Origin of the sequence: Sphingomonas sp. FUKUSWIS1, assembly GCF_000733135.1 — a bacterium.
In the GTDB taxonomy this organism is placed as follows: Bacteria; Pseudomonadota; Alphaproteobacteria; order Sphingomonadales; family Sphingomonadaceae; genus Sphingomonas; species Sphingomonas aerolata.
In genome coordinates, this window is the sequence record NZ_JPJC01000063.1 from 1 (window position 1) to 14,703 (window position 14,703).

General features: G+C 65.6%; 20 protein-coding genes and 1 pseudogene. 14 read left to right on the top strand and 7 right to left on the bottom strand.

Annotated features, from left to right (window positions below):
* Nucleotides 1-490: pseudogene (locus sphsw_RS20285) on the bottom strand (hypothetical protein); the annotation flags it as partial.
* A gap of 93 nt (nucleotides 491-583) precedes the next feature.
* On the opposite strand from sphsw_RS20285, the gene sphsw_RS05075 reads away from it, so the two are divergent.
* Nucleotides 584-1,489, top strand: coding sequence for an NAD(P)/FAD-dependent oxidoreductase (locus sphsw_RS05075; protein WP_031439659.1), 906 nt, complete (start codon nucleotides 584-586; stop codon nucleotides 1,487-1,489).
* 63 nt (nucleotides 1,490-1,552) lie between these two features.
* Here sphsw_RS05075 and rimM read toward each other — a convergent pair whose 3' ends face one another.
* From rimM to ffh, 3 genes are all read right to left on the bottom strand, one after another.
* On the bottom strand, nucleotides 1,553-2,095 hold the full coding sequence (gene rimM / locus sphsw_RS05080; protein ID WP_037528514.1) for a ribosome maturation factor RimM: 543 nt from the start codon (nucleotides 2,093-2,095) through the stop codon (nucleotides 1,553-1,555).
* Between the two features lie 234 nt (nucleotides 2,096-2,329).
* On the bottom strand, nucleotides 2,330-2,752 hold the full coding sequence (gene rpsP, locus sphsw_RS05085; RefSeq protein ID WP_031439660.1) for a 30S ribosomal protein S16: 423 nt from the start codon (nucleotides 2,750-2,752) through the stop codon (nucleotides 2,330-2,332).
* Nucleotides 2,753-2,817: 65 nt separating this feature from the next.
* Entirely contained in the window at nucleotides 2,818-4,347 is a 1,530-nt protein-coding gene (ffh, locus tag sphsw_RS05090) for a signal recognition particle protein (RefSeq protein ID WP_031439661.1), read from the bottom strand.
* A 306-nt stretch (nucleotides 4,348-4,653) separates the two neighbouring features.
* Between ffh and sphsw_RS05095 the strand changes: the two genes are divergently transcribed.
* The 4 genes from sphsw_RS05095 to sphsw_RS05110 all read left to right on the top strand — a co-directional run bounded on the left by sphsw_RS05095 (nucleotide 4,654) and on the right by sphsw_RS05110 (nucleotide 9,233).
* The gene (locus sphsw_RS05095; protein WP_042466603.1) at nucleotides 4,654-6,279 is read left to right on the top strand and encodes a putative bifunctional diguanylate cyclase/phosphodiesterase; all 1,626 of its coding nucleotides are present in this window, start codon (nucleotides 4,654-4,656) and stop codon (nucleotides 6,277-6,279) included.
* Between the two features lie 116 nt (nucleotides 6,280-6,395).
* Entirely contained in the window at nucleotides 6,396-7,643 is a 1,248-nt protein-coding gene (gene mtaB / locus sphsw_RS05100) for a tRNA (N(6)-L-threonylcarbamoyladenosine(37)-C(2))-methylthiotransferase MtaB (protein ID WP_031439662.1), read from the top strand.
* Nucleotides 7,640-8,575 (top strand): signal recognition particle-docking protein FtsY, encoded by a 936-nt coding sequence (gene ftsY, locus sphsw_RS05105; RefSeq protein WP_031396330.1) that lies wholly within the window; start codon nucleotides 7,640-7,642, stop codon nucleotides 8,573-8,575. Before mtaB ends, ftsY begins: the two co-directional genes overlap by 4 nt.
* Nucleotides 8,576-8,621: 46 nt before the next feature.
* Nucleotides 8,622-9,233: a septation protein A gene (locus sphsw_RS05110; RefSeq protein ID WP_268745756.1), complete on the top strand. Its 612-nt coding sequence runs from the start codon at nucleotides 8,622-8,624 to the stop codon at nucleotides 9,231-9,233.
* 49 nt (nucleotides 9,234-9,282) lie between these two features.
* Here the strand turns inward: sphsw_RS05110 and sphsw_RS05115 are convergent, their stop codons facing one another.
* Both sphsw_RS05115 and pspF read right to left on the bottom strand, forming a co-directional pair.
* Nucleotides 9,283-9,897 (bottom strand): superoxide dismutase, encoded by a 615-nt coding sequence (locus sphsw_RS05115; RefSeq protein ID WP_031439664.1) that lies wholly within the window; start codon nucleotides 9,895-9,897, stop codon nucleotides 9,283-9,285.
* A gap of 104 nt (nucleotides 9,898-10,001) precedes the next feature.
* The gene (gene pspF, locus sphsw_RS05120) at nucleotides 10,002-11,063 is read right to left on the bottom strand and encodes a phage shock protein operon transcriptional activator (protein WP_031439665.1); all 1,062 of its coding nucleotides are present in this window, start codon (nucleotides 11,061-11,063) and stop codon (nucleotides 10,002-10,004) included.
* A 174-nt stretch (nucleotides 11,064-11,237) separates the two neighbouring features.
* On the opposite strand from pspF, the gene sphsw_RS20750 reads away from it, so the two are divergent.
* The 9 genes from sphsw_RS20750 to sphsw_RS05160 all read left to right on the top strand — a co-directional run bounded on the left by sphsw_RS20750 (nucleotide 11,238) and on the right by sphsw_RS05160 (nucleotide 14,373).
* Complete coding sequence (locus tag sphsw_RS20750; protein ID WP_260171278.1) at nucleotides 11,238-11,372, top strand: hypothetical protein; 135 nt, start codon at nucleotides 11,238-11,240, stop codon at nucleotides 11,370-11,372.
* A gap of 40 nt (nucleotides 11,373-11,412) precedes the next feature.
* Nucleotides 11,413-12,078 carry a phage shock protein PspA gene (gene pspA / locus sphsw_RS05125; RefSeq protein WP_031439666.1) on the top strand — a complete coding sequence of 222 codons (666 nt, stop codon included), beginning with the start codon at nucleotides 11,413-11,415 and terminating at the stop codon, nucleotides 12,076-12,078.
* A gap of 1 nt (nucleotide 12,079) precedes the next feature.
* Entirely contained in the window at nucleotides 12,080-12,388 is a 309-nt protein-coding gene (gene pspB / locus sphsw_RS05130) for an envelope stress response membrane protein PspB (RefSeq protein ID WP_037528521.1), read from the top strand.
* Nucleotide 12,389: 1 nt separating this feature from the next.
* The gene (pspC, locus tag sphsw_RS05135) at nucleotides 12,390-12,773 is read left to right on the top strand and encodes an envelope stress response membrane protein PspC (RefSeq protein ID WP_031396336.1); all 384 of its coding nucleotides are present in this window, start codon (nucleotides 12,390-12,392) and stop codon (nucleotides 12,771-12,773) included.
* Between the two features lie 27 nt (nucleotides 12,774-12,800).
* Nucleotides 12,801-13,103, top strand: coding sequence for a hypothetical protein (locus sphsw_RS05140; RefSeq protein WP_031439667.1), 303 nt, complete (start codon nucleotides 12,801-12,803; stop codon nucleotides 13,101-13,103).
* Between the two features lie 11 nt (nucleotides 13,104-13,114).
* Entirely contained in the window at nucleotides 13,115-13,384 is a 270-nt protein-coding gene (locus sphsw_RS05145; RefSeq protein WP_031396338.1) for a hypothetical protein, read from the top strand.
* Between the two features lie 21 nt (nucleotides 13,385-13,405).
* Nucleotides 13,406-13,645 carry a hypothetical protein gene (locus tag sphsw_RS05150; protein ID WP_031439668.1) on the top strand — a complete coding sequence of 80 codons (240 nt, stop codon included), beginning with the start codon at nucleotides 13,406-13,408 and terminating at the stop codon, nucleotides 13,643-13,645.
* A gap of 12 nt (nucleotides 13,646-13,657) precedes the next feature.
* Complete coding sequence (locus sphsw_RS05155) at nucleotides 13,658-13,897, top strand: hypothetical protein (protein WP_031396340.1); 240 nt, start codon at nucleotides 13,658-13,660, stop codon at nucleotides 13,895-13,897.
* 68 nt (nucleotides 13,898-13,965) lie between these two features.
* Nucleotides 13,966-14,373, top strand: a complete 408-nt coding sequence (locus sphsw_RS05160; protein WP_081874150.1) for a SufE family protein — start codon at nucleotides 13,966-13,968, stop codon at nucleotides 14,371-14,373.
* Here sphsw_RS05160 and sphsw_RS05165 read toward each other — a convergent pair.
* Nucleotides 14,370-14,703 (bottom strand): hypothetical protein (locus tag sphsw_RS05165; RefSeq protein ID WP_042466604.1); only part of this gene is annotated, 334 nt, incomplete at its 5' end. The two genes, sphsw_RS05160 and sphsw_RS05165, sit on opposite strands and share 4 nt — an antisense overlap.

Sequence of the window (14,703 nt, forward strand, 5' to 3'; positions counted from 1 at the left end):
CGATCGCCGCGGCGACCACGTCCGCGCGCAGCACCATCCCCGCGCCGCCGCCCGCCGGCGTGTCGTCGACCGAGCGATGCTTGTCGGTCGCGAAGTCGCGCAGCTGGACGGGCTCGCATGACCACCGTCCCTCCCCCAGCGCCCGCCCGGCCAGCGACGTGCCGAGCGGCCCGGGGAACATCTCGGGGTACAGCGTCACGATCGTCGCCGCCCAGGGCAGCTCGCCCGCGGCCAGCCGCGCCAGCCGCGCCTCCTCCTGCGCCGCGGCGAGGATCTTGGGCACGACGTCGGCGGGGAATTCACACCCCCGCGCCTTCAGCCATTTCAGGCGTGCAAGGAACGCGTCGGCGCTGTCCTCGACATACTCCGCCTCCACCCCGCACCGTTCGATCGCAGGCTCAGCGACCTGCGCGACGTACCGGCGCACCCCGTCCGCGGTGTGCGACGCATAGGCGTGGAGATCGCCTTCCGACCAACGACAATAGCTCATGCCGCACGCCGCTATCACTCCCGCGCCCGGCTTGCGATAGCGATCGAGCGTTTCGCCACCGGAACGGATTCGCCGCGCCGCGCTTATAGCGGGATGGACGATTGCATCATCATCGGCGCCGGCCCCGCAGGCCTCACCGCCGCGATCTATCTCGCGCGGTTCCACCTCTCGATCCGGCTGTTCGACTGCGGCAGCAGCCGCGCCGCGCTGATCCCCTGCACGCACAACCACGCCGGCTACCCCGAAGGCATCCGCGGCACCGACCTCCTCGCCCGGATGCTGGCGCAGGCGGAGACCTATGGAGCGGTGCGCGAGGCCGCGCGGGTCGATGCGATCGAGGTGGACGACGACGGCTTCACCGTCCGTTTGGGCGACCGCCGCGCCCGCGCCCGCAGCGTCCTGCTGGCAACAGGCGTCGTCAACAACCGCCCCGCCATGCCCGACGCGCTCCATGACGAAGCCCTGGAGGCCGGGCTTCTCCGCTATTGCCCGATCTGCGACGGCTATGAGGTCACCGACAAGCGCGTCGGCGTGATCGGCACCGGCGACCACGGCATGCGCGAGGCGCTGTTCCTGCGCGGCTACACCGCCGACGTCACCCTGATCGCCCCGGACGGCGGCCATGATCTCGATCCCGCCTGCGAGGCGGCCCTCGACGACGCCGGTATCGTCCGCGTCGGCGGCCCCTGCGGCAACTACGCGATCGAAGACGGCCGGTTCGCGCTCGACACGGTCGACGGGCGGCTGTCGTTCGACAGCGTCTATCCGGCGTTAGGCTCGGTCATCCGGTCGGAACTTGCCGTCGCCGCCGGCGCACGTGCGACGGACGAAGGCTGCCTCGAAGTCGACGACCACCAGCGCACCTCGATCCCCGGGCTGTTCGCGGCGGGCGACGTGGTGAAGGGGCTCGACCAGATCAGCCACGCGATGGGCGAAGCCGGAGTGGCCGCAACGACCATCCGCAACATGCTGTCGGAGCAGCGCCCGATCCGGCGCTGACTTTGGATGCCTCACCGCGAAGGCGGGGCCCCCGCGTTCGTGAAAGAGCTAAGCTCGAAGGAACTATTCGGTAGCGAAAGACGCCTCGACTACGAGTCGTTCCGCATCCCACTCTGGAACCGCCTCAACGCGCATCGGCACCATGAACCGCTTTGCAGTCGGCCGTTCGATCTCGATCACGTCGCCCGCACCGAAATTATCGATTGCGACAACGCGTCCGATCGCCTCACCATCGGTAGAGACGACGGGGAGCCCGATCAGGTCGGTGTGGTAATATTCGCCATCCTCGAGCGGTGGCAACGACGATCGCGGCACCGTCAATTCGGTCCCGCGCATCGCTTCGGCAGCGTTCCGATCGGCGACCTCGGCAAAGCGAGCGATCGTGCCGTTGTTGCCAGGGCGCGCCGACTTGAGCGTCAGCGTACCGTCGTTGAAACTCTTATAGCCCGACATGGTCTCGGCAAAGACCTTCAGCCGCACTTCGCCGCCGATACCGTGCGCGCCGATCACGACGGCGAGCGTGACGCTACCCTTGCGCGGAGCCGGTGTCGGGTCCGGGGCTATCGTCGGCGCCTTCTGCGGGGTCTTCGGCGGAGACGCCTTCATTGCTGGCATCTTCGATGTCCTCGGGTGCGGGGGCTGTTCTTGGATCTGGATCGGGGGTCATCATGCGCTCCTTGTGGGTGATGGACCGACAAAGAACGCATGAACCGCCATTCGGGTGCGGGCGTGGCCCACTCCAAACCGTCATCCTGCGCTAGACCCAGGATCCAGAGCCAAGGACGCTGCCGTCTCTGGCGCTGGATCCCAGCCTTCGCTGGGATGACGTGGAAGACGATCTTACGAAGCGGCTTCTTCGGTCTCGGCAGGAGCATCCGCGTCGGCAGCAGGTGCCGCCTTTGCAGCCGCTTCGGCCTCGGCAGCTTCGGCCGCCTTGGTCGCACGCTCTTCAGCGCGCTCGGTGGCCTTCTCGCCGGGCTTGCCCTTGTTCGGGTTGTTGCGGGCCGAACGCTCAAGAACGCCTGCTGCGTCAAGGAAGCGGGCGACGCGGTCGGTCGGCTGTGCGCCGACGCTCAGCCAATGCTTTGCGCGATCGGCGTCGAGCTGCACGCGCTGCTCGTTGTCCTTGGCGAGGAGCGGGTTGTAGTTGCCGATCTTCTCGATGAAGCGGCCATCACGCGGGCTGCGCGCATCGGCAACGACGATCTTGTAATAAGGACGCTTCTTGGAGCCGCCACGTGCGAGACGAATGTTAATTGCCATGATATTTTCCTTCGTTTTCTAATATTTCGCCCGGCAAACGCCGGGGTAATGGGTTGAGTAAGAGGTTATTTCTTCTTCAGAAAATCGTCGAAGCCCGCAGGCAGCTGTGGCATCTTCCCGCCCAGACCCGGCAGGCCACCCCCGGAATTGCCCCCAGGGAGCCCACCTGCGCCGGCCTTGTTGAGCATGTCGCCCATCTGCGGCCCGCCGATCGCGTTACCGATGCCGCCAAGACCGCCACCCATGCCGCCCTTGCCGAGCATCGCCATCATGCCCTTCATGCCGCCCATCTTCTTGATCTTCTTCATGGCGGTCGACATTTCGAGGTGCATCTTGAGCAGCTTGTTGACCTCCTGCACCGTGGTGCCGGAGCCCTTGGCGATGCGGATCTTGCGCTTGGCGTTGATCAGCTCGGGCTTGGCGCGCTCCTTGATGGTCATCGATCCGATCATCGCATCCATGTGGACGAGAACTTTCTCGCCGCCGACCGAAGCGACCGCGCCCTGCGCCTTCTTCATGCCGGGGATCATCCCCGCCAACGCGCCGAGCCCGCCCATCCGCTGCATCTGCGCCAGCTGAGCCCGCAGGTCGTTCATGTCGAACTGACCCTTGGCCATCTTGGCCGCCATCCGCTCGGCGTCTTCGGCCTGGATCGACTCCGCGGCGCGCTCGACGAGGCTGACGACGTCGCCCATGCCGAGGATCCGCCCGGCGACCCGCTCGGGATGGAACGCCTCGAGCGCATCGAGCTTCTCGCCGGTACCCGCAAACTTGATCGGCTTGCCGGTAACCGCACGCATCGACAGCGCCGCACCGCCGCGCGCATCGCCGTCCATCCGGGTCAGCACGATCCCCGTCAGCGGCACCTGATCGGAGAAGTTCTGCGCGACGTTGACCGCATCCTGACCCGTCAGCGAATCGACGACGAGAAGGATCTCGGCCGGGTTCGCGACGTCGGCGACCGCCTTCATCTCGTCCATCAGCGCCTGATCGACATGGAGGCGACCCGCGGTATCGAGCATCAGGACGTCGAAGCCCTGCAGCTTGGCCGCCTGCATCGCGCGCCGTGCGATATCGACCGGCTGCTGGCCGGTGACGATCGGCAAGGTCGCGACCGAAATCTGCGTGCCGAGCGTCGCGAGCTGTTCCTGCGCGTTCGGGCGATTGACGTCGAGCGACGCCATCAGCACCTTCTTGCGATCGCGCCCACCCGGCCCTGCCGACAGCCGCTTGGCGATCTTGGCGGTGGTGGTCGTCTTGCCCGAGCCCTGAAGCCCGACCATCATGATGATCGCGGGCGGCGTGACGCCCAGATCGAGCTCGGACGCATCCGCGCCCAGCATCTCGACCAGCGCATCGCTGACGATCTTGACGACCTGCTGCCCCGGCGTGACCGAGCGCAGGACGTTCTGGCCGATCGCCTTCTCGGTCGCCTTATCGACAAAGTCGCGCGCAACGGGCAGCGCGACGTCGGCTTCGAGCAGCGCTACACGAACCTCGCGCATCGCCGCGCGCACGTCCGCTTCGGTCAGCGCACCCCGGCCGCGAAGGCGGTCGAAGACGCCGCCAAGACGATCGCTCAGGCTTTCGAACATCGAGACACTCCCAATCACCATTACCGGACACATGACGACGCCCAACGCAAAAGCGCCGGCGGGCGAAACCTCGCCGGCCAGCGTGCATCCTTGGATGCTCGTCACATGTGCCCCGTAACGGAACGTGGCGTGCTGCTTACGCGACCCGGGCCGCCGACGCAAGCGACCCGTCCGTCGATGCGCTGCGACGGCGTCCAGCGTCAAAGTCCCTCCCCGGCATATTGGACGGATCGACCCTCTTAACCGGTCCTACACTTATGCTATGTCATATGTGTGTCCGCCCCGACCTCACAGGCGATCCAGCCCATGACCGCACCGCCGGCGGCGACCCGTTCGCCCCGCACCATCAACCGGGAATTCGTCACCGGCGCCGTGACCGGGGCTGCAGCGTTGATGCTCGTCGGTACGGGCGGCGCCGTTCTGGTCGGCATCTTTGCCCGTCTGACGGGACGCAGTTCCGGTATCGACCAAGGTCTGGTTGTCGCCGTGCTGCTCAACGTCGCGCTGTTGCTCTTTGGCTGCCTGCGCTATCGCACGCTCACTGCCGAGCTCAACGAGGCGACCGATGCGGGTCATCGCGCCCGCGTTCTGGCACAGCGGGATTCGCTGACCGGATTCCTCAATCGCCGCAGTCTGTCCGAAGATGGCGCGACCCTGTTCGGCAGCGCGAGACGCCGGGGCAAGGTGGTGGCGATGCTCACGATCGACGTCGACTTCTTCAAGAGCGTCAACGACATGCACGGCTATGCCGTCGGCGACCAGGTGCTCGTCCATGTCGCGGAAACGATCGCGGCCATCGCCCCCACATCAAGCCTTCTGGCACGCTTGGGTGCGGACGAGTTCGCCTGCGCCTTCGTCTTCGATCCGGCGCATCAAGGGGTAGCCGATCGGATCGCGGAGCGTCTCGTCACCGGCTTCGCGCGGCCCTTCCGTGCGAACGGCGTCGACATTCACGCCACCGTGTCGATCGGTGTCGCGCGTTCTGACGCGGACTGTGCCTCGATCGACGCGCTGTTGCGCAACGCGGACATCGCCCTCCACGCGGCCAAGACGGCGGGCCGCAATCGCCACGTCTGGTTCAACACCGCGATGGAGCAGTCGCTGCAGGTGCGTGGCGAGCTCGAGTCCGGACTTCGCCTCGCGGTCGCCGCGCAGGACATCATTCCTTATTTCGAACAGCAGGTGGATCTCGCCACGGGGCTTACCACCGGGTTCGAGGTTCTGGCGCGCTGGGACCATCCAACACGCGGGATGATCCCCCCGGACGTCTTCATCCCGATCGCCGAGGAGATCGGCGTCATTGGCGACCTGTCACTGTCGCTCATGCGCCAAGCCTGTACTGCGGCACGCGACTGGGATTCGGCGCTGACGCTGTCGATCAACATTTCCCCGGTACAGCTGCGCGACGCATGGCTGGCGCAAAAGATCATCAAAACGCTGGTCGAGACGGGCTTTCCCGCCAGCCGGCTCGAGATCGAGGTCACCGAAAGCGCGCTGTTCGACAATCTGGCGCTTGCCCAGTCGATCGTCGGCAGCCTGAAGAATCAGGGCATCCGGCTGGCGCTCGACGATTTCGGCACCGGCTTTTCGAGCCTTGCGCATCTGCGCGCGCTCCCGTTCGATCGCATCAAGATCGACCACAGCTTCGTCGCGTCGATCCTCGACAATGCGGAGAGCATGGCGATCGTCAACACGATCGTCCGGCTTGGCGACAGCCTGAACCTGCCGGTCACCGCCGAGGGCATCGAGGATGCCGCGGTCGAGGAGCGGCTGCGCGCGCTCGGCTGTGCCAAGGGACAGGGCTATCTCTACGGTCGCCCCATGAACGCCGCGCAACTGCGTCGACTGCTCGCCGAACAGCGCCTGCTCGCACACCAGCCCGATGGCGACTTCCCGCCGGTCCGCGGCATTGCGCCACGACTCGCGGGCTGATCGCGGACCCGCTCCGGCCTGACCACGGACGTCCCGACTGCCCAGCGGCCATCCTTACTCCAGCCCGGCGCTGCAAGCCGTGGACTTTGCCCCCCGCCCCTCCTAGATCGCGCATCATGCCGTCTGCCCCGCTGCCAGAGGTCGTCAGCCTCGGCTGCCGTCTCAACATCGCCGAAAGCGAGACCATCCGCGCGCTCGTCGCCGGGCGGGACGTGGTGGTGGTCAACAGCTGTGCCGTCACCAACGCGGCAGTAAAGGCGACGCGGGTTGCGATCCGCCGGGCCCGGCGCGATCGCCCGGATGCGCAGATTGTCGTCACCGGATGCGCAGCGCAGATCGACCCGGGTGCCTTCGCGGCGATGCCCGAGGTCGATCGCGTGATCGGCAATGCCGACAAGCTCTCCCCAGCCGCATGGGCCACGCTCGCACCGGTGGTCGTCAGCGACATCATGCAGGTTCGCGAAACCGCGCCGCATCTGGTTGCTAGCTTTTCGTCGCATGCCCGCGCCTTTGTGGAAGTCCAGAACGGCTGCGATCATCGCTGCACCTTCTGCGCGATTCCCTTCGGACGCGGACCAAGCCGCTCCGTCCCCGCGGGCGCGGTCGTCGACCGGGTCGCCGGGCTGGTCGATGCGGGACACCGCGAGATCGTGCTGACGGGCGTCGACCTGACCAGCTATGGCCCCGACCTTCCCGGCGCCCCCACGCTCGGCCAGCTTGTCGAGCGCATTCTGCACGCGGTGCCGCGGCTCGAGCGGCTCCGTCTGTCGTCGCTCGACGGCATCGAGATCGACGACCGGCTCTTCGCGCTTCTGACGACCGAGCCCCGGATCATGCCGCACGTCCACCTCTCGCTCCAGGCGGGCGACGACATGGTGTTGAAGCGGATGAAACGACGTCATTCGCGCGCCGAGAGCGTGGCGCTCGTCCAGCGGCTCAAGACCGCCCGTCCCGACATCGCGATCGGCGCGGACCTGATCGCCGGGTTTCCGACCGAGGACGAGGCGATGTTCCAGAACACGCATGCGCTGATCGCTGACTGCGACATCGTCCATTCGCACATCTTCCCCTATTCACCGCGGGCCGGCACACCCGCCGCCCGGATGCCGCAGGTCGAGCCCGAGATCCGCCGCCGACGCGCCGCGATCCTCCGCGAGACGGGCCAGGCTGTTCGCGCGGCATGGTTGCAGAAGCTGGTTGGGACGACGCAGCACCTGCTGGTCGAACGTCCGGGCGACCGCGGCCATGTCGGAAATTTCGCGGAAGTCCTGCTGGACGCGCCTGCGGCACCAGGCGACATCCTTCGAATCACGATCACCGGCGTTCTGGGCGAGCGCCTGAGCGCAACACGGGAATCCCTATGAGCACCACCCCAAGCTGGCACGACAAACTCATCGGCGGCTTCAAGCGTACCTCTGACCGGCTCGTCGGCAATCTTGCGGGCCTTAGCGGCGCGCGGCTCGACGATGCGACGCTCGACGAGATCGAGGAGGCGCTGATTGCATCGGACCTCGGTCCCGAAACCGCCGGCCGCATCCGCCATCGTCTTGCCGAGGGCAGTTTCGAGCGCAACATGGAAGAGCTCGGCATCCGCGTCATCGTCGCGGAAGAGGTCGAAAAGGTCCTCGCCAAGGTCGCCAAGCCGCTCGAGATCGACGCCTTCCCACGCCCGCAGGTTATCCTGGTGATTGGCGTCAACGGGTCGGGCAAGACCACCACCATCGCCAAGCTCGCGCATCTGCTGATGGAACAGGATTACGGCGTCATGCTGGCGGCAGGCGACACGTTCCGCGCCGCTGCGATCGGCCAGTTGCGCACCTGGGCCGAGCGCGTTGGCGTGCCGATCGTCACCGGACCGGAAGGCGGCGACGCAGCAGGCGTCGTCTGGGATGCGGTAAAGAAGGCGACCGAGACGGGGATCGACGTGCTGATCGTCGACACCGCGGGCCGCCTGCAGAACAAGCGCGAACTGATGGACGAGCTCGCCAAGATCCGTCGCGTGCTCGGCCGTATCAATCCCGAGAGCCCGCACGACATCGTCCTCGTCCTCGATGCAACGACCGGGCAGAATGCGCTCCAGCAGATCGAGGTCTTCAAGGAAGTGGCGGGCGTGACCGGGGTCGTGATGACCAAGCTCGACGGCACCGCGCGCGGCGGCGTGCTGGTCGCAGCGGCGGAGAAATACGGCCTGCCGATCCACGCGATCGGTATCGGCGAAGGCATGACGGACCTGCGCCCGTTCGACGCAAACGAGGTCAGCCGGATCATCGCGGGCGTCGAAAGCGTCCGAAAATAACACGCCGCCCCGCTCTCCGGTCTTACCGCAATTCCTGGATACAATAGTGACCAAGCCCCCCCTGTCTCCCGGCCTGCGCATGGCGATCGATTATGGTCCGCTGGCGATCTTCTTCGCGGTGAACTTCCTCACCCCCGGCGCACCGATCGCGCGCGTGGTCACCGCGACGACCGCGTTCATCGTCGCGACGATCGTCGCGATGATCGTCTCGAAGGTAAAGGCGGGCCATATCTCGCCGATGCTGTGGATGTCGGGTGCCCTGATCGTCGTGTTCGGCGGCCTGACGATCTATTTCCATGACCAGCGCTTTATCCAGATGAAGCCCACGATCATCTACGCGATGTTCGCCGCCATCCTGACCTTCGGGCTGGTGACCGGGCGCCCGCTGCTTCAGTCGCTGCTCGGCACCGCCTATCCAGGACTGACCGCCGAGGGCTGGCGCAAGCTCACGCGCAACTGGACCGTGTTCTTCGTGTTCATGGCAGTGTTGAACGAAGTCGTCTGGCGGAACACCACGTGGGATTTCTGGGTCGGCTTCAAGCTCTGGGGCGCGATCCCGATGACGTTGATCTTCGCCTTTGCCAACATCCCGATGCTGCTCAAGCATGGATTGCAAACGGGCGACAAGGCCGTCACCGACCTGCCGCCCGAAGGGTAATCCTTTTCCGTCATCCCGGCCAACCCGGGATGACGGTAACGGGATCGGCTCAGCCAGCGACCTTCGCGTAACGCTCGCCGACGACGTCCCAGTTCACGATATCCCACCACGCCTTCAGATAGCCCGGACGATCATTCTTGTACGTCAGGTAATAGGCGTGCTCCCAGACGTCGTTGCCGAGCAGCGGCGTACCGGGCTCCTTGGCATCGTCCATCAGCGGGTTGTCCTGGTTCGGCGTGCTCGTCACCTTCAGCTTGCCGCTGTCATCGGCGATCAGCCATGCCCAGCCCGATCCGAACTGCCCTGCACCCTTGGTGTTGAACTCGTCCTTGAGCTTGTCGAGGCTACCGAAGTCGCGATCGATCGCTTCGGCGAGCCTGCCCGACGGCGCCTGCCCCGTCTTGGCTGCCATCGTCTTCCAGAAAAAGTCGTGGTTCCAGAAACCGCCGCCATTGTTGCGCACGAGCGGTGGCTGCGACGAGATCATGCCGAGGATATCCTCGATCGACTTGCCCGCGAGCGCGGAGTCCTTCTCGACGCCCTCGTTCAGCTTGGCCGTGTATGCCGCATGATGCTTGTCGTGATGAAACTTCATCGTTTCCTGATCGATCACGGGCTCGAGCGCGTCATAGGCGTAAGGCAGCGGGGGAAGTTCGAAAGCCATCAGGAGTCTCCTCAAAGACAATGGGTGAATGGGGTCGGACGTCAAACGCCCGCGGCCCCCAAATGGTCCCCGGACGGTCGTTACACAAGCGGACCGGACGTCGATCAGCCGCTGGCGTGCAACAGCTCGTGCCGCTTGAGGGCATGTCGCAACTGATCATAGCTGAGCCCGAGCGCCTCGGCGGTAGCGCGCTGGTTGAAGCGATGCTCGGCCAGCGCGCGCGACAGCAGGTCACGCTCGAACCGGGACACGCGCGACTTGAAATCCGACGGCCCGTCCTCGCACGCGACGACCGGATCGTCGGCGTCATCCTCTGCCGCGTTACCAGTCCCGCCGGCAGACGGCGCCACCGCGGCCGGCGGCTGGATTGGCTTGCGATCCGCAGCGCCTGGCCTGTGCGGCGACTGGAACGGATCGATCTCGATCGCATCGATCGGCCCCTCATGCTCCCAGCGATAGACCGCGCGTTCGACGACGTTACGCAGCTCGCGGACATTGCCCGGCCAGTCATAGTCCGCGAGAGCAGTGCGTGCGGAGGGTCCGAACCCCTCCCACCGCTCGCGCCCGAGCTCGGACGCCATTCGTCGACCGAAATGGTCCGCCAGCACCATCACGTCACCCGCCCGCGCACGCAGCGGGGGCAGCGTGACGACCTCGAATGACAACCGATCGAGAAGGTCGGCGCGAAATTCATGCCGCATCACCTTGTCGGGCAGATGCTCGTTGGTCGCAGCCACGATCCGGACGTCGACGCGCAGCGGCCGCGACGAGCCGATCCGCGTGATCTCGCCATATTCGACGGCGCGCAGCAACCGGTCCTGCGCCGCCATCGACAGCGTGCCCAGCTCGTCGAGGAACAGGGTTCCACCATCTGCCTCCTCGAACCGCCCGACCCGTGCCTTGGTCGCACCGGTGAAGGCGCCGGCCTCATGTCCGAACAATTCTGCCTCGATCAGCGTCTCGGGCAGCGCGGCGCAGTTCATGATCACGAGCGGCTGGTCCCAACGCGGGCTCAGCCGGTGGAGTCGCTCGGCGACCAGTTCCTTGCCCGTGCCGCGTTCCCCGATCACGAGCACCGGTCGGTCGAGCGCCGCCGCGCGCGACGCACGTTCGAGCGCTCCCATGAACGCGCCGGACTGGCCGATGACCTGCGTTGTTCTCTCCATTGCCAAAGTGTGGCGGAAATTCCCAACGCATAGCAAGGAACAATCTGCGCGCTCGACGCTCAGCCGGCACAACCGCATGATTTCCGGGCTTTTCTAAAACTGGCACGACTGATGCAAAGCTTTGGACAACCCGCCCAAAGGCGGAACCAACCATCGCCTCAAAGGGGACTCATCATGATCAAGACCGACATCGTCCGCACCGTCGCAACGCTCGCCTGCACCTTCGTCGTCAGCGCCACCTTCATTCTCGCGGCGGTGGCGCCCGCGCATCAGGCGCCCGCTACGCGACACACCGCAATCGTGGCATAAGGTTCGTCCGCCGCACGAAGATCCCTGGAGTAGAATTTACATGGGCATTTTTTCCCGCACCCGCGACATCGTCGCCGCCAACTTCGCCGACCTCATCGAGAAGGCGGAAGATCCGGCCAAGATGATCCGGATGATCATCCTGGAGATGGAGGAAACGCTGGTCGAGGTCCGCGCCTCCGCCGCGCGCACCATCGCGGACCAGAAGGAGATGCGCCGCCATATCGCCAAGCTGGAACAGCTCCAGGAAAACTGGACCGAGAAGGCCGAGCTCGCGCTGAGCAAGGACCGCGAGGATCTTGCCAAGGCTGCGCTGGTCGAACGCCAGAAGGCGTCCGACATGGCCGAGCAGCTCAAGGCGGAAGTCGGCGTCCTCGAGGACGCGCTTAGTGCCTCCGAGGCGGACATCGCCAAGCTGCAGACCAAGCTGCGCGAGGCGCGGACCAAGCAGAACGCAGTTCAGACGCGGCTGGAAAGCGCGAACAACCGCACCCGGCTTCGCGAGATGTACAACGGCCCGAAGACGCACGAGGCGTTCAGCCGCTTCGACATTCTCGACCGACGTGTCGACGAGGCCGAGGGTCGCGCCGACGCGATGGGGCTCGGTGTCGTCAAGACGCTTGAGGAAGAGATCGCCGAGCTGCGCAGCAACGACAAGGTCGATGCCCAGCTCGCCGCGCTCAAGGCCCGCCTGAAGAAGGACGACTGAAATGGATTTCGAAGGACTCGTCGCCATTCTCGGCGCGCTCGTCGGGCTGCCCTGGCTGATCCTGCATTATGTCACCAAGTGGAAGACCGCACCCAAGATCACCGATGAGGACGAACGACTGCTCGACGAGATGCAGCTCCTCGCCCGCCGGCTCGAGGACCGGGTGCTGACGGTCGAGCGGATCATCGCCGCCGACAATCCCGACTGGAAGCCTGGGCTCGGCACCAGCCAGTCGTCCTATCTGTCCGATCGCCAGGCTGACCGCCCGATCGACACCCGCTTTGAACGCAACATGGATCGGAGGAACTGAAATGTCCGCCAGCCGCACCCAATTCTACCTCGACAAGCAGAACGCCAAATGGAAGGGCGTCTGCGCGGGGATCGCCGACTATACCGGGATCGATGTACTCATCGTCCGCGTCTCGGTCGTCCTGCTGACGCTGGCCGGGGGCTTTCCCTGGACACTGATCGCCTATTGGCTGGTCGCGTGGATGGGACAGCCAAAGCCGTTCGGTCTGTACGAAACACCCGACGACGCGAAGTTCTGGCAAGGCGTCCGCTCGAACCCGAAGCGCTCGACCGCAGAGGTCCGCAGCAAGTTCCGCGACATCGATCGTCGTCTCGCCGACATCGAGACGCACTATACCAGCCGCAGCAGCAGCAGCCTCGCGGCAGAGATCGACAGCCTGCGCTGAGACGCGGCGTAGACGGGGAGAATGACGATGAATTGGGGTGGACCGGGCTTCGTCGTCGCGATCATCGCGATCACGACGATGGGATGGGTGATCAACAACTGGATCCGCGCAAAGCACGGCTATGCGCTGGCGGATGAGTGGAGCGGAAAGACGCACCGGGTCGACCCGAACGACGCCCGCAAGCTGGAGCTACTGTCCGGTGAGAACGAGCGCCTGACCGGCCAGGTCTCCCGTCTCGAAGAGCGGATTGCCGTTCTTGAGCGCATCGCCACCGATCCCGCGGAGCGTACCGCCCGCGAGATCGAGGCTCTCCGCCTCCAGCCGCGATAGAGGACGCCGCCATGATCAGCCCCCTGCTCATCCCCATCCTCGGCATATCCTGCGGCCTGCTCGCGATCTTCGGCGGCGTCTTCGTGAAGCCCTGGTTCGCCTATCGGCAGCGCCGGATGGAAATCGATGCACAGCTCGTCGCTGAAAAGTCCGCACAATATGCGGCACAGAATGAACGTCTCGAACAGCGCGTGAGGGTGCTGGAACGGATCGTCACCGACCGCGGGATCGGCCTGGCGGACGAGATCGACCTGCTCCGCGACGAGCGCCCCCTAAACTAATCCGTATTCAGGAGCTGACCGATGAATCCCTTCACGATGGTCGTCTGTATCGTTTTGATCGTGGCGGTCTCCCGCGTGCTCCGGGCGCGGTACCAAGCCCAAGGATCGCTTTCCGCCCCGGCTGACACCGCCGACACGCTGCGTCTGCGCGACGAGGTGCGCCAGATGAAGGAGCGCATCCAGGTGCTCGAACGCGTCATCACCGACAACCACAAGAGCGTCGATCTCGACCGAGAGATCGAGCGGCTCCGCGACCGCTAGGAGGAGGCGGACATGACCGAACCGAACGTCTATATCACGCTCGCGCTGACCGGCCTGGTGGCGCTCGCGATGATCGTCACCGCGGGACTCGCCGGCTGGCGCGGCTGGCTGTCGATCAGGCGCCTGGAGATCGACCAAGCGCACGACACCGGCCTGCCCGTGGCGGTGTCGACTGGCGCGCGCATCGAGATCGCAGACCTGAAGGAACGCATCAAGAAGCTGGAGGCGATCGCCGCCGGGGTCGACCTGTAGCGCGGCAATCGTGTCCTGCCGCACGCGCAGCGGTTGCGGGCGAGATGACGCGGGAGTACCGCGACGCCATGCCCAAGCTAGCCGATATCCATGAGGAATATGACTTCCTCGAACCCGACGACCGCTACCGCCTTCTGATCGACCTCGGACGCGATCTCGAACCAATGCCCGATGCGCTGAAGACCGATGCGACGCTGGTTCGCGGCTGCTCGGCATCCGTGTGGGTCTATCCGATGAAGACCGACGACGGCCGGCTCCATTTCCTCGCGGACTCGAACGCCGCGATCACAAAGGGGATCATCGCGCTCGTCCTTCAAGCGGTGCAGGACCAACCGCCGGCGGCGATCGTCGCGACCGACATCGGTGCGGAACTGGCGCCGTTCGATCTCGGCAAGCAACTCAGTTCGAACCGGACGCAGGGAATTCCGAACATGATCGCGTTGATCCGCGAGACCGCCGAACGCTACGCCAGCTAGGCGGCTTTGAGGCCGTCTTCCACCCGGGAAGGGGACGGCGGAGCGGCATCACCCCCGCGCAGCGTCGTTACGATCTCGCCAACGTCGGCGCCGGCGGGGACCAGCATCCACCGATCCGGCTTGGCCGCATCGATCATCACGACCGCATTCTTGGGGCATACCCCGAGACATTTGACTTCGACCACGCCGCGGTCGGCCTTGCGTCCCTTCTTCAGCCCGAACGCGGCGCGCAACAACTTGGCGAGCGGCGTGCGGCGCTTGTCGCCGAACCCGCCTGCAAGCTTCTTCGAACATTTGCCGCAGACCAGCACGCTGCCCTGCCAGCGGCTC